At 43.5% G+C, this 12,752-nt stretch carries 14 protein-coding genes; 10 read left to right on the top strand and 4 right to left on the bottom strand.

Going from position 1 to position 12,752, the window contains the following annotated elements; all coding sequences use genetic code 11:
* Window positions 1-71: 71 nt before the first annotated feature.
* The 4 genes from VJ374_RS06825 to VJ374_RS06840 all read right to left on the bottom strand — a co-directional run bounded on the left by VJ374_RS06825 (window position 72) and on the right by VJ374_RS06840 (window position 4,594).
* Window positions 72-1,646: a glycosyltransferase gene (locus VJ374_RS06825; RefSeq protein WP_290749803.1), complete on the bottom strand. Its 1,575-nt coding sequence runs from the start codon at window positions 1,644-1,646 to the stop codon at window positions 72-74.
* A gap of 144 nt (window positions 1,647-1,790) precedes the next feature.
* Complete coding sequence (locus tag VJ374_RS06830; protein WP_329470752.1) at window positions 1,791-3,683, bottom strand: glycosyltransferase family 2 protein; 1,893 nt, start codon at window positions 3,681-3,683, stop codon at window positions 1,791-1,793.
* A gap of 175 nt (window positions 3,684-3,858) precedes the next feature.
* Window positions 3,859-4,245, bottom strand: a complete 387-nt coding sequence (locus VJ374_RS06835) for a hypothetical protein (RefSeq protein WP_329470754.1) — start codon at window positions 4,243-4,245, stop codon at window positions 3,859-3,861.
* 109 nt (window positions 4,246-4,354) lie between these two features.
* On the bottom strand, window positions 4,355-4,594 hold the full coding sequence (locus VJ374_RS06840; RefSeq protein ID WP_035408336.1) for a hypothetical protein: 240 nt from the start codon (window positions 4,592-4,594) through the stop codon (window positions 4,355-4,357).
* Between the two features lie 532 nt (window positions 4,595-5,126).
* Here VJ374_RS06840 and VJ374_RS06845 point away from each other — a divergent pair.
* From VJ374_RS06845 to VJ374_RS06890, 10 genes are all read left to right on the top strand, one after another.
* A complete protein-coding gene (locus VJ374_RS06845; protein WP_290784004.1) occupies window positions 5,127-5,315 on the top strand; it encodes a hypothetical protein in 189 nt (62 codons plus the stop codon).
* A gap of 369 nt (window positions 5,316-5,684) precedes the next feature.
* On the top strand, window positions 5,685-6,980 hold the full coding sequence (locus VJ374_RS06850; protein ID WP_329470757.1) for a suppressor of fused domain protein: 1,296 nt from the start codon (window positions 5,685-5,687) through the stop codon (window positions 6,978-6,980).
* A gap of 16 nt (window positions 6,981-6,996) precedes the next feature.
* Entirely contained in the window at window positions 6,997-7,536 is a 540-nt protein-coding gene (locus VJ374_RS06855; protein ID WP_035408330.1) for a hypothetical protein, read from the top strand.
* 29 nt (window positions 7,537-7,565) lie between these two features.
* Window positions 7,566-8,222 carry a hypothetical protein gene (locus tag VJ374_RS06860; RefSeq protein WP_329470758.1) on the top strand — a complete coding sequence of 219 codons (657 nt, stop codon included), beginning with the start codon at window positions 7,566-7,568 and terminating at the stop codon, window positions 8,220-8,222.
* Between the two features lie 30 nt (window positions 8,223-8,252).
* Window positions 8,253-8,975, top strand: coding sequence for a DUF2750 domain-containing protein (locus VJ374_RS06865; protein ID WP_308101387.1), 723 nt, complete (start codon window positions 8,253-8,255; stop codon window positions 8,973-8,975).
* A gap of 106 nt (window positions 8,976-9,081) precedes the next feature.
* Window positions 9,082-9,657 carry a hypothetical protein gene (locus VJ374_RS06870; RefSeq protein WP_329470759.1) on the top strand — a complete coding sequence of 192 codons (576 nt, stop codon included), beginning with the start codon at window positions 9,082-9,084 and terminating at the stop codon, window positions 9,655-9,657.
* A gap of 26 nt (window positions 9,658-9,683) precedes the next feature.
* Window positions 9,684-10,349, top strand: a complete 666-nt coding sequence (locus VJ374_RS06875; protein WP_329470761.1) for a hypothetical protein — start codon at window positions 9,684-9,686, stop codon at window positions 10,347-10,349.
* A gap of 74 nt (window positions 10,350-10,423) precedes the next feature.
* On the top strand, window positions 10,424-11,596 hold the full coding sequence (locus VJ374_RS06880) for an SMI1/KNR4 family protein (protein WP_329470762.1): 1,173 nt from the start codon (window positions 10,424-10,426) through the stop codon (window positions 11,594-11,596).
* Window positions 11,597-11,606: 10 nt separating this feature from the next.
* Window positions 11,607-12,086 (top strand): hypothetical protein, encoded by a 480-nt coding sequence (locus tag VJ374_RS06885; protein WP_329470764.1) that lies wholly within the window; start codon window positions 11,607-11,609, stop codon window positions 12,084-12,086.
* A gap of 15 nt (window positions 12,087-12,101) precedes the next feature.
* Window positions 12,102-12,734 carry a hypothetical protein gene (locus VJ374_RS06890; RefSeq protein ID WP_329470765.1) on the top strand — a complete coding sequence of 211 codons (633 nt, stop codon included), beginning with the start codon at window positions 12,102-12,104 and terminating at the stop codon, window positions 12,732-12,734.
* The last annotated feature ends 18 nt before the right edge of the window (window positions 12,735-12,752 follow it).

Consider the following 12,752-nt stretch of genomic DNA (forward strand, 5'->3'; position numbering starts at 1 on the left):
AAATTTGAAAAACAATGCGGACTTTGGTGGATAGACAAAAAAACCTCCTCACAGGGGAGGAGGTCGACTAACTATTCGTCGAGCTGATTCAAAAGCATCAGCCAATTTTTCGTGAAAAGATCATCCGAAAAACGCTCAACCGAATGCAAGGCGGCTTCGCCCATTTGACGTCTTAGGGACGGTTGCTCCATCAAGCGAATCGCTGCGTCAGCAAAGGCTGACGAGTCTCCAGGTGGAATGATAAATCCAGTCGTTCCATGCTCAATGATTTCACGGGGACCGTAACAAACATCGTAGGCAATGACCGGAACACCGTGACCCATGCTCTCAAGGATTGCCATCCCGAACCCTTCGGATTGCGACGTGAAGATCGTTGCGACAGCACCATGATAAGCGTCTTGAATGTTCGTAACGAACCCTTTGAAACGGATGTGCTTCGTTAATGACAATTCCTTGATCAAAGCATGGAGATCCTTTTCGAGCTGATCGTTGTAACCGAAGCCATAGAAATCAAGGAAGGCATTGGGGTGGTGGTCGACGATCTTCCGCATGACACGGACACTCGCAGCGACATCCTTTTTGATTTGAATGCGCGAGACAACGATGAACCGATTCGGATCAGGTTCAGGAAGTACCGAGTAGTCGGCTTCCGGAACAGCACCAACACCGTGTGGAATCGCATGGAACGTTTCCGGATGACCGAACTGGTTGGTCATATGCGCTTGTTGACGAGGTGTTGCCGTGATGACACGATCCCACTCGTCGATGCGACCGAATAATGTATCCCAGACACCACTGACGGCTGCTGTCTCATTGAAGGGCGACACGAAGTGATTGCTATGCCCGAAGGCAATCTTTTTAATATTCGGATGCTTGATGTCTAGGATGACCGCATCCAAATTCTTTTTCGGTAGGTTGGCAAGACGATCCCGGTATTCTGATGAGATCAAGACCGCGTCATGTTGATCTAACAGCTTGTTCAAAACGAACGTATTAAAGATCGCTGGATCATTGAACTGTTTTTCCTGACCGGCTTCGAAATAAAACAGATGGCTCCAATCCGCCGAGTTGATTTTATGCCAAATCGTCAAATAACACGTTCCATCACTGTGGAAGAAGGAACGAGAGACCGGCTTATTCGATGTAAGCGAATACTGGATCGTCTGCACCAACTGCCCGTTATCAAGGTATTCCTCGCGGCGTAGGCGATGGCGATTCTCTGAAAAATAATCGATGAAGCTGAGCTGATTGTTAGCGTCAAACCGAGCGTACTGGACGTATGTACCATTGTCGAACAATCGATAGGAATCTTTTTCGGCACGGCTCGCATCGAGGAACAACGTATACCGTTTTTCCCAACGCGGAATCAATTCGGCTTTCGAAGAAACGACGGACCGTTTGTCTGCCTGGCGACGTGCTAAATAATTGATGACGTTGACGACCTGGATGCGAGGATCAAGCAACCGTGCTTCGACCATCTCTTGACGAATTGTTTCGAGATTCGGTTGAATCCCTAACGTCACGAGCGTCACGTTTCGCTCCGGATCAGCCGCGATGATCGCATTCGCGCGTTTAATGACTGCTTTTGATAAACCGCCACGCTGGGCTGCTAACGTATTCAATGTAAAAAACAAATCTCGTGTCATAGGGCATCTCCTTATATAGCGCTTACAATTTTATTTAGTAGCATAAAATATGGATCATATGGTGAACCTTGTCCATACTATAGCATACTTTGTTGGAATAATAAGGAACCTAGGAACGAGATCTCTCTATCCCTAGGTGTATTGTTAAGCTTCGTTGATCGGTTGAACGAATGATCGATTGGCTGTGATGTACATATCCTGAGCCGTTTTCAAGCGTGGTGTGCCTTTCGATGACAGGACGACCTTCTCGATTTGAAGCACCGTATCGGGTGTGTTTTTCGTCGGTAGTTCATTTTTAAAGTCACGATCGGCGTACTGTTTACATGTCTTCAAAATCCGGACTGTTGCTGGAGGCACAGTCAGATACGTCTCGTTATCGATCACAGGCGGAAGATGGATATATTTTTTGTTTGCCGTGACGTAAGCCCCATCAGCCGTGACGAGTCGTGGTGTGCCAGCAAGCGTCAACTGTAGATCACTGATCGTCAGGAGTTGACCGACTTCGAGCGCTGCTTGCTTATGCTCGAATTCGAGGTCATCATACAAAAAGGCTTTCTCGAGTACGACGACTTGCGTCGGTGCTTCGATATGATACTTCGTCGCGTCGATTTTCTGTAACGGTGATTTTTGTTCCTCGGGACGAAATTCGACTTTAAGTTGCTGATAATGCAAATGCATTTCGTCGACACTACTCGGTAACGTCATCCGGACGACGAACGGATGATAGTCGTCATGGATCAGCATCAATTGGAATGGATCTGAACGCGGTTCGAGTGCCTCCGTCGGAATGAACAGTTCGTTCTCATCGATATGGAACGGAACGTCGGTCTCCGTTGTTTCATCATTGGGTGCGATTAAGAGAACTTGATCGACCGAAGACATGTCGTCTTTGAGTAATTGTACGACTTCATAGAAGAGACCATCAACGAGACGCGTGCCTGCATACGTAGCAAAGAATGGCTCAAGGACAGGACCGAGATGACTCAACGAAGCAGGCATCCGGTAATAAAGACGATTCTCCGATACATATCGCCGGGCTTTATGTTTTTGGACGAGCAACGTGATGAAGGTGACGAAGCTGTCATAATCTTTTTGCTGAAGTAAGGCGTACTGTTTTTGAAAGATGTCATCAAAAATGAAATCCGCTGGATCTGCACCATGGCGTTCAAAAACGGCAATCATTTCGCGGAACAGGTCAAAAAAGGTCTGCTGTTGCGGATGCTCAAGGAAACGCTTGTTGTTGAACAGTCGGGAGAGGAAGTCCATCTCGATCAATCGACTCAAAGCATGGGTTTTAGCAACTGCCGGAATATCAAGTTCGAGCGTTTTCTCAAGCACTTGTAAATTGAAGGTCGTCTTTTCGAAAATACTTGTTTGTCCGACAAGCGAATCATTCATCGCGAAACGATTGACGTGATAGACCGGTGCCGGATTCATCGAAGCCGTTTGGCATTTCGAGATGGCTTCAAAGAAGAAGAGTTTATCTTCACCGTACTGCATCGCGCTGAACCGAATGTTATGTTCAAGCAAGACGGAGCGCTTCAGAATTTTCCCCGGAGGTCCGACCGCGCGGAACACTTTGTCGATTTCATACGGAACAAGCTGATTCGCTGTCGTAAACGACGCAAAGCGACCAACCTTTTGAATCGACGTGTCGGTATGTTTGATCGTTTGACCGAATGCGATATCGGCATCATGCGAAGCGGCTTGTGCGACGAGTCGAGGGAATCCGACTGGATCGAGACGATCATCAGCATCTAAGAACGTGACGTAGGTACCTGTCGCTTCTTCAATTCCGACGTTTCGCGGTTGTGCAGGACTGCCCGTATTTTCAGGAAGTTCGATGATGCGAATGAAATCCATCGTTTGCGCAGCAGTGCGAAGAATTGATAACGACTCGTCCGTCGAACCGTCATCAACGAAAATGGCTTCAATTGTTGAATGATCAAGTTTAAGTGCCTGAATCGACTCGATACATGTCGAGAGATACGTCGCCTTATTGTATACAGGAATGATGATTGATACGATTTTTTCCAACAGTAATTCCCACCTTAAACAAAATATTAAAAAAATACCATCTGAACTGTACCATAAAACGGTCGGCTGCATGAAAGAGAAGGGCGAGAAAACGCAAAAATAGACGATGACTCCATTAAAGAATAGAGTCATCGACCATTTAAATAGGTAATACATCAGCCTTATAGGATTGGAATTACTTGATTCCAATATTCTCAAGGTATTTTTTTTCAGAGGAATCAATTTTACGGTTGATTTGTTTCGTATATGTCTTTCGCTCGTAATTTGATCCGTCTTTCTGATAAATGGCTGTCTCACGTCCAGATAATTGATTGTAATAAATTTCAATTAAATCTTGATCCTCATAGACGATGACACCCGTTTCATCAGTGTTTCGCTTTAATTGGCGGTTGTCCTGTTGCTGCTTTAAGTACTGGTTTTCAGATTTAATGACTTGATCGATGGCTGCATCATATTTCTGTTTTGCTTCCTCACTCGTCGTATTTCCGTCTTGATCGTAATCACTACACCCTGCTAGACAGACGATCGAAAATAGCAGTAAAAATAAAAGTTTACTTTTCAAATGCGAACACCTCCGAAGTACACGTTCTGTATTACCGATAGTGTACATCAAGGCAACACTTCATATGTAGCTTACTTAAGAAAAAGGGAAGTGTTTCATGTTGGTCGCACTATAGTTCGATGGCATCGATGACGCCTTCAGGATACTCCCAGACATTGCCTTCAATGAGCCATTGATGATGGCAGTTCGGACAAGCGACTTCCGAAGAAAAGTCATACTGGATTTCGAGACCTAAGCGCCGGTCTTCGTACGCTACACTATGTAAATCTTCAATGAGAATCTCATCCTTGAATTTCTCGCGACAACGTGGACATTTGAATTTCGAATAATGACTGATGACCGTATCCATTCGATTCAACTCCTAAATAAAGAATAAGTACCGTATACAGTATAATGATAACGCTTACATAAAAGTGTTTTAAATTAAAATTGTAATCAAAATGGAATATATCAACTAAATTGGATTTTGATTTATAGAGATTTCGAGGAAGGACTGTAAGAGGAATACCTGTACCTATACATCCGTTCAATCCAAATGAGGCATATTTTGATGTTAGCAGTTAGTTAGGATCACGCTAAGGTCGTTCAAGTGTTGCTACAGTACGGAGTAGATCCAAATCATCAGGATACAATGGGAAAACGGTTATTGATTATGCGAAGAAATATAAAAATAAAAAACTTCTCAAACACTTCGATGGATTGCTTTGAAGGATTCGTAGCACATCTTCTTTTAACCATATTTTGAGTTCTAGCGGTTGTGCTATTAAAGCATCTACACATACTTCACATTTTCCGTTTATCACATGCTAAACTTAAACAATCTATTTCTAAGTAAAGGAATGATTTGGATGTGGAAGGCACTATTGTTTAATTCTATTTGGATGGGTATCACAATTCCAATTCTTTTGAGTGTCGTTTTTACAATCTTGCATCCTCTACTCGTTTTTGAATACAGTGGTGTTCTCATGATTGTTGTTACATTAATCATTGGCATAATTGATGTTTACCTAGCAATTCGGATTTGGACATGGATCGAAGGAAAGTTCTTCGAACGAAAACGGTACATGTGAGTACAGCCTAACAAATGGACGCTTCAAAAAAGTCGTTTTAACTTTTTCGTTACTATGAGGTGGCTTCGGTATTGCACCGGAGTCATCTTTTGACATTTTCAGTTGTCTCGATATTCTTTACCTAAGTAAGAAATACCGCTTTACAGGATTTTATGCTTACATTTCATCGATTTTCTAATCGTCTTTCATATGAAGCGCAGTTCTTATTTTCGAACTAAGGCGTCCATCTTGTGCAACTAAATAAAACATTAAAGTAACAGGTATAAAAAATAAAAAATCCCAAAAATGTATTATGAAATATATAATATATGGTAGAAGATACTTTTTGAAAATGACATTTTTTAATGTCTTGAAATGAGGATATAAAATATGAATTACATAGAACACTTAGAAGCTCATTGCGGTAAAATTACAGGTCATCTAGAGATTGAAGAATTACAAGAGCAGGCGATTCAATTGTTGCAGTTTCAAAATGCACCGTGTGCTAATGCTATCACGATGACGTCACTTGGACTGTTACGCCATCCGTTACAATTCGAAAATGGTGCTATCGTTCATCAAGAAGTGATGCTATCCGTCATGCAACAAGATGCTGAGTCGGACTTGATTGAATTGGTTTATCGCTTGACGCTAGAAGCATGGAAGACTGGACATGCTTATGATCTAGGTGAGTATTTACCGATGCCAGATGGATTGTTATCGAAGTACGGCTTCGCTGCTCTATACGTGACGACACCATTCTACTTTGAAGAATCGTTTCAAGTCCATAAAGGAGACGCGGCATTCGGGGAACCGGAAACGGTACTACCGGTCTGGTTCGTACCGATCTTTGCTTCAGAAGTCGCATACATCGAACAATACGGTACTGAGAAATTTAATGAGATGTTACATGAAACTGAGATGCAGTTGCTTAATTTAAAGCGGCATCCGCTCGTGGGAGAAGAAGCAATCGAAGCATTGAACGCTAAAAGACAACTCCTCGTTCTCGAGTGTGAGATTACAGATATTCTTTTTGAAGATGAAATTCAACGACCATTATTGCTAGACGGACCATTAAAAAAAGCATATGCCATTGACCTTGATTCGGAAGCACAAGGGAATGCGGTCGAAACTCAAACCTTCCTATTTGATTTTCTAAATCATCAAAATCGTTTTCCGATCTACACGACCTTTTTTGCTTTTGAAGAAGACAAAGACAACAAAGCGTTCTTCACGCAACATCAAATGTCGTTCACTTCACATGTCTTGTCTAAGCAAAAACAAACGGACGGATGGTTACGCGGAAAACGAACATCGACAAGGGAGAGTCATTACTTCACGGTCAAGATTGAAGATGCTAAGATGCTCGAACTCATCCTTGAGCAAGCCTATGCAGCCGCATTAATGAACGAACTGTTCATGTTTTCATATTCCGATCGTTTGTCAATTCAACGAGAGGTCGAAACGACGTATCGAAAAACACGTGTCCTAGAAGATCGATTCGTTTATCCAGAGGAGACGACCGTCGTGATCGTCGGTCATGATGGTGGAATGCTTTATGTCCTCTCGAACGAAGAACACTTCGCGTATGATCTTCGTACAGACTGGGCGAAACGACTGCGACAACAGTTACCAAGCGATACGGTGATTCGCCAGCTGAATGGAGAATGGTTCGCAGACCTATAAGAACGGGAGGAACTGCATGCAACTCATTAAACAAATCAACGGTCATAATCATTTTTGGTTGTTCGAGAAGGATGGACGGACACTTTACACGTTTCACGGCATTATGGGAGAGCGGTTAGAAGAACCAATGAGCGAGCAGAAGTTCTCGCGATTTTTCAATCTGGATGCCTACATTCGGGAGCTCGTAGCGGAGAAAGAAAAAGACGGTTACTCCGCCGTTCAAGAAGCAGATTACTATGAGATTGTCGTCGAAATCTTTTGTCAGGATACAGAGTATGACATCATCTTTGAGCATCGTTCGAATATCGAAGACGACCTTCATACATTTCTTTTTCAAATCGGCAACGGTTATTTTGTTGAGGATGATTATGGTCCGGAAGCCATCGAATTCGTCCTTCATGTCCTCGAACCATCTCAGATCGTCCAACCCGTCATTGAATATTTTAAGAAACAGTATGGAGTGACACGGCTTCGGATGGGGCAGGCAAAAGTTCATTATGGCAGACGCTTGACCGGGCTCTATCCTGAAGGGAAAAACTTTAACCGAAAAAATTGAGCAATGACGACACAGGTAGGAGTGACAGTATGAACGAGCTGACGATCGATGAATACTTTTTTCAGTCGAAGAGTATCCAACGTATGCTTCAGACATCCGAAATCAATGTGCTTGGTCACTTGCAAACTATCTACGAAATCATGTGTTGTGACCATACAATAGGTAGCTTTACGAGTGAATTGACGGAGGAGGTATTGTATGACACGCTAGTTCGCTACAATCATTTTCCTTTATATATCACGACTAATTTTGATGAGATTAGAGAAGATGAGATGCACCTCTTAGAACGTTTAAAATCGCGACCATTCGTATGCCACGAACATCCGCGGTACGAAGGCGATCATTGGCGCACCAGTTTTTACTGTTGTATCGAAGTGTTGAATGCGAACGATCTGCGTTTCGTCTTAGAAGAGTCCTTTTTTCGAGCTGCCTATAGTGAAACGTTCCTCATCACGTTCGCTCGCCCCACGTTTGAGTTGAAAACCTCTGGAAAATGGATCTTTAAAGAAGCGAAATACACGCATGTGATTGATGCACGTGATAGATTACCGTTCATCCTTCCGTCACATGATGCGCTCGGTTTCATGTGGTTTTCGAATGGAGATGCCTTTCAAAACGTCGATCAGCTACAAGCGATTTTACCAACGGATTATCAAATCGATCATGTACTAAATTCCTACGAATAATTCAATTGAAGATAAAAGGAGTCATACAGAATGATATATCAGAGTGGATTACCTGGTGTTACAGAAGAGAGACTACAAGAGGTAGAGACAGCACTCGGTTGCGAGCTTCCAAAAGAACTACGAAACCGGTACAAGCGCGAAAACAAGTTCAACGTCGGCGAATGGGAGTTTCATCCAATCAAGGACGAGCAGTATATCAAGCGAACATGGGATGATCTTGTTCGTGTCAACTTGACCGATGCAGAAGAGTATCCAGAAGGGTTCTTGCGGATTGCGGCGGACGGAACGGGTGACGAACTCGGGTATCAATTTCCGGACACAAAGACGATCGTCTGGTGGGATCATGAGGAACAAGAGCTGTTTCCGGTAGCACCAACGTTGATGGCGTTCATTGAAAAGGAACAACAAATGGAGCAGAGTGCGGAACAAGCAGAAGACTTCTTACAGACAGTTCTTGAAACGGACGCTGTCTATGGTCTATCGAAGTTTGAACAGTCGGGCTGGGCGTATTGTCCGTCGAATCAAGAGGAAACGGACGTGCTGTTATTCTTTTCGACGGAAGCAGGGGCGAAAGCGTTGCAGATGAAGGAATGGGCGGACTATCATCTAATTCGCTTGGATCTGGATCTGTTCATGGATGGCTGGTTACCGAACATGATTGACGATGGACTATATTGTGGGTTGAACTGGGGAACTGAGCTCGTCGGGATCGAACTTGATCCGGAAGATGTCCTAGCCGATTTAGAAGGTTAATAGGATTTGGGCGTTTTGAAACAAGTCGATAGAATGTCAGATGTGTGGCGTATCTATCGCTATGGATAAAAGAAGATTATCTTAATGGATTAAGGATGATGAAAAAATGATTGTCACACTTAGTAAGCAAGTGGATGGCATCACCTATTTCTGGTTTATGTATCGCGATGGTCGAACGATTCAGATGTATCACGGTGTCACTGAGCAATGGAAACTCGATCAGGATGTCAGTGATTCAATGGAAGAACGATACACGTTTCGGCGTCAAGCAAAACGAAGACTGAATGAATTGATTGCAGAGAAACAGGCGGAGGGATACAGACAAGATGATATCTACGGGATGCAACCTGGACGAAAGGAACGCGAGAAGTTTCGACGACGGACATCGTGGTTCGCCTATCTACTTATAGGACTAGGTATATTTCAGTTAGTAACACCTTTCTCTGTCTTACCAACTGTAGTATTTGGAATGGGTATACTCTTGATGTTTTTAGGTTTTCTCAGTAAAGGTTACCTCCCTACATGGCTTCGAAGTGTCTGCTTCATTAGTTACTTTTTCATGCACGTGATTCATCAGCAGGAATCGTACATCCCGTATCTTTTCCCGATTCTTTCGATAAGCACGGGAGTATTATTATGGTCTCATCTTCGAAAAACAAGACAAAATATGAAAGTGGAATAATAGCACTCTTTAAAAGGAGATGAAACATGTCGCTTCTAAATAAGTTACTACAAGATCCTGTCGTTTCTGAGATACCACGTTTACATAATGCTCTTCTTGCGAAAGAACGCGGCTTGCGCAAAGAGTGGTTAGTACATATCGACGAATTCATTGAAGAAGCGAATGCGTGGGATTTCGAAAGACAACGGACGTATGTGAGTTGGTTGCTGTTAACGTGTGAAGGAGAGTCAGACGTTTCGGTCCTTTTGATTCATCCGATACAAAAACGCCTTCTAAAACCTATCTTGAATCAGTGGATGAAAGAGTTGCCGGATGACGTTCGACCGTATCGCTGGTATGGTCTCTTTTTTGATGAAGATGACCGTTTCATCTACTTACAAGAGGCAATTACGCGTGGGGGAAGGCGGGAGCAGTTAGCGATCGAGAGAATGATTGACCATCATTTATACGGGTTATGGTATTCCTTCCATCATCTCGATGAAGATTTGTATTTAGGAGAAATAGAAGAGGATGCAGCATTTTTAACTGAGGCTCGGTTGCTAATCGAGCAACTCGATGATGTAGTTTTCAAATCGGAATGTATCATCGAATGGCAGAAGTTGAATCAAACCTTAACGTACTGGGTTCGTTTCCGAGAAGAACACACCACCGGATTCATGGAGTGGCGCATGCAACAAGAATTAAAGGATTAAATTTGATTAATCTAATGGCATTAACAGGTTAGAAATGCCCCCTCTCCGTTATATTTAAGAAAGAGGTATACACCATGAAAAAATTAGGCACGTTTACAAGTCGGGAAGGAAATCTGATCGTCTCGGATCCGGCTTTCCTTGAGCCGGATATAGAGTACAACGTGACGATACCGGTTGATCAAGGTTCGATTTGGACGGTCTTCTATAACGAAGATGAGTTCGAATCGATCAATTTGCTTTACCTGACGAGGAATGAAGAAGCGGAAGTGGCTCCATCGGCTTTCGAGCCGTTATCCGATCTAGTCGTTGTTGATTCAGCGCAGCTCGTTGTCATGAACACAGCTGATTACGGGAGACGGGAAGCCATCGACTGGGAGATTCGAAATACCTTGGAGTTCGACGAAGAAATCGACCCGTTCTATATCGCAATTTCAGACGAAATGATGGAAGACGAGATCTTCCTGTTTCCGTTCGGTGTCGCCGTTCAGTTGATGGGGGACGGACACTATGAAGTCCTCGTCCGCCGAGAAGACGGGAACGTGACAGGCATCGCGATCGTCCTCGGAGAACATGAAGCTTTTGAAGAACACGATGACGAGGAAGAATTATCGCTGGAAGACGTCGACGTACCACGACTGAATCATCAGAACACTGCTTTGCCTGACGATGCCTTTCTTACGAGTATCCTTCAGGCGATGCGATTATTTTATGTGAACGATCAAAAATCCTTGAAGTACAGTATTCCGATTGAAGGTCAGAAGGTGGAGCACAAACTGTATTTGTATGATTATTCATCCTCCATTCAAAACTATCAAGTGGCAGTGGAAAGTCCCTGTCCAGAAGCTCGTATCCAAGCATTCGAGACCGATCATTTTGCAATTCCGGAGTGGTATAAAGATATTTTGAGAGTCTGTAACGGTGTGCGTTTTGCCGAAGAGTTGAACTTATACGGTATTCCGTTGACGAGCTGGAACGGGTTATCGCATGAGATTCAAGGCAATCTCTCCGTCAGTCTCGAGGAATACGCGTTAACCGAGTTCGATGCGATTCGCGACAAGTATTTCTTTTTTGGATCGTCGTTTAGACAGAATGAATATTATGCGGTATTGAAAGAGCGTCCAGACGAAGCCGTCTATTGCTTCGACTATAGAACGTTGAAACTCAAACGCCAGGCGACGACTTTCCAAAATATCGTTCGTGATGCATGGCGCGCTTGTAATCTCAAAGCATTCCATAAAAGAATGTGAGGATGATCTCATGAGAACAATCTATTTGCGTGAAGACTTACTCGCACTCGACGATCCTTTTGAATATGAGGTGGGGTTACCGATCCGAATCAGAGAACTCCCGTCTTCCGTCATCAAAGAGGAGATACCGGATAGCCGTGAACAATTGGATCGTCTTCTGAAAGATGGCTATACCTTGGTCATCCAGAAACCGCGAATTCCGAACGCTCCCGTATTTGCGGGGTTACCCGTGATAGCGGAGAATACGATCATGAAATTGTATATCTACGAGGCGAATCGTTGTGAGGATGCGTTATGGGATGTTTTGTCTGAGAATGAATACGATCGGCACTGGGCTTATTTTTTATTGAAGAAGATCGAAGGTGTCAGATTCGAATTGGCTTATACGCAACCATCACAACAATCACTCAGACTCACTCATCTTGGTACGAATCAACTCGTGTATCTACAGTTTGAAACGTATCAAAGCGTATCGTGTCAGTGGGATTGAAAAAGAAGATTTTTCATGAAAACGTATATCGAAGAGCATAGCGATGCGACACGTATCTTCCCTTGGCTTGCGGATGCGAGCTCATCAATTCGTTGTCTATGTGTGGTCGGTGAGATGCTTTTGTTTCCAGAAGAAATCGTCCAGTTCAAACAAATAAGTAGTGAAATGTTCCGTAACGAGCTAAGGCAAAAGCATGAGCTGAGCACTTATCGCTTTTATTTAGTAGTGTGTGCCGGAAATGGGTTCCAGTCAAAAAGAATCTTTGATTATTACAAACTGTGGCGTTTGCTCGAACGAGAAGAGATGCTTGATGGCTTCACATCCCGAATAGAAGTACCAGTCCAAGTTGGAGAAGAACCGTATTACGTCGGTATCGCTGAATTTGGTCTCGAACAGCTTTCGAGAGCCATTGAAATGATTAGTGACTCTCCATCTAGGTATACCATTATTTGTGCGAATCATGATCGACCGTCACACTGTCAGGAGTTACTTGATCAGGTGCTTGACTTCGGCTTAACAGAGAGTGGAGGTTTGCCAGTCGTCGAGATGGTCACGACATTGACCGCACAAGGTTACGCCGTCTGCACGTGGGGAAGTTCAAGTGAAGAACAAGAACTACAGTGTTTTCATACGGTAGCCTTCTTATGACAAGATAGAAAGAGGGGA

Source organism: Exiguobacterium sp. 9-2 (assembly GCF_036287235.1).
In the GTDB taxonomy this organism is placed as follows: Bacteria; Bacillota; Bacilli; order Exiguobacteriales; family Exiguobacteriaceae; genus Exiguobacterium_A.

Bases quoted from the DNA above. Each gene is read 5' to 3' on its own strand.
- VJ374_RS06825 (WP_290749803.1), bottom strand. From the start codon at position 1,646: ATGACACGAGATTTGTTTTTTACATTGAATACGTTAGCAGCCCAGCGT.
- VJ374_RS06840 (WP_035408336.1), bottom strand. From the start codon at position 4,594: ATGGATACGGTCATCAGTCATTATTCGAAATTCAAATGTCCACGTTGT.
- VJ374_RS06845 (WP_290784004.1), top strand. From the start codon at position 5,127: ATGGGTATCACAATTCCAATTCTTTTGAGTGTCGTTTTTACAATCTTG.
- VJ374_RS06850 (WP_329470757.1), top strand. From the start codon at position 5,685: ATGAATTACATAGAACACTTAGAAGCTCATTGCGGTAAAATTACAGGT.
- VJ374_RS06855 (WP_035408330.1), top strand. From the start codon at position 6,997: ATGCAACTCATTAAACAAATCAACGGTCATAATCATTTTTGGTTGTTC.
- VJ374_RS06860 (WP_329470758.1), top strand. From the start codon at position 7,566: ATGAACGAGCTGACGATCGATGAATACTTTTTTCAGTCGAAGAGTATC.
- VJ374_RS06865 (WP_308101387.1), top strand. From the start codon at position 8,253: ATGATATATCAGAGTGGATTACCTGGTGTTACAGAAGAGAGACTACAA.
- VJ374_RS06870 (WP_329470759.1), top strand. From the start codon at position 9,082: ATGATTGTCACACTTAGTAAGCAAGTGGATGGCATCACCTATTTCTGG.
- VJ374_RS06875 (WP_329470761.1), top strand. From the start codon at position 9,684: ATGTCGCTTCTAAATAAGTTACTACAAGATCCTGTCGTTTCTGAGATA.
- VJ374_RS06880 (WP_329470762.1), top strand. From the start codon at position 10,424: ATGAAAAAATTAGGCACGTTTACAAGTCGGGAAGGAAATCTGATCGTC.
- VJ374_RS06885 (WP_329470764.1), top strand. From the start codon at position 11,607: ATGAGAACAATCTATTTGCGTGAAGACTTACTCGCACTCGACGATCCT.
- VJ374_RS06890 (WP_329470765.1), top strand. From the start codon at position 12,102: ATGAAAACGTATATCGAAGAGCATAGCGATGCGACACGTATCTTCCCT.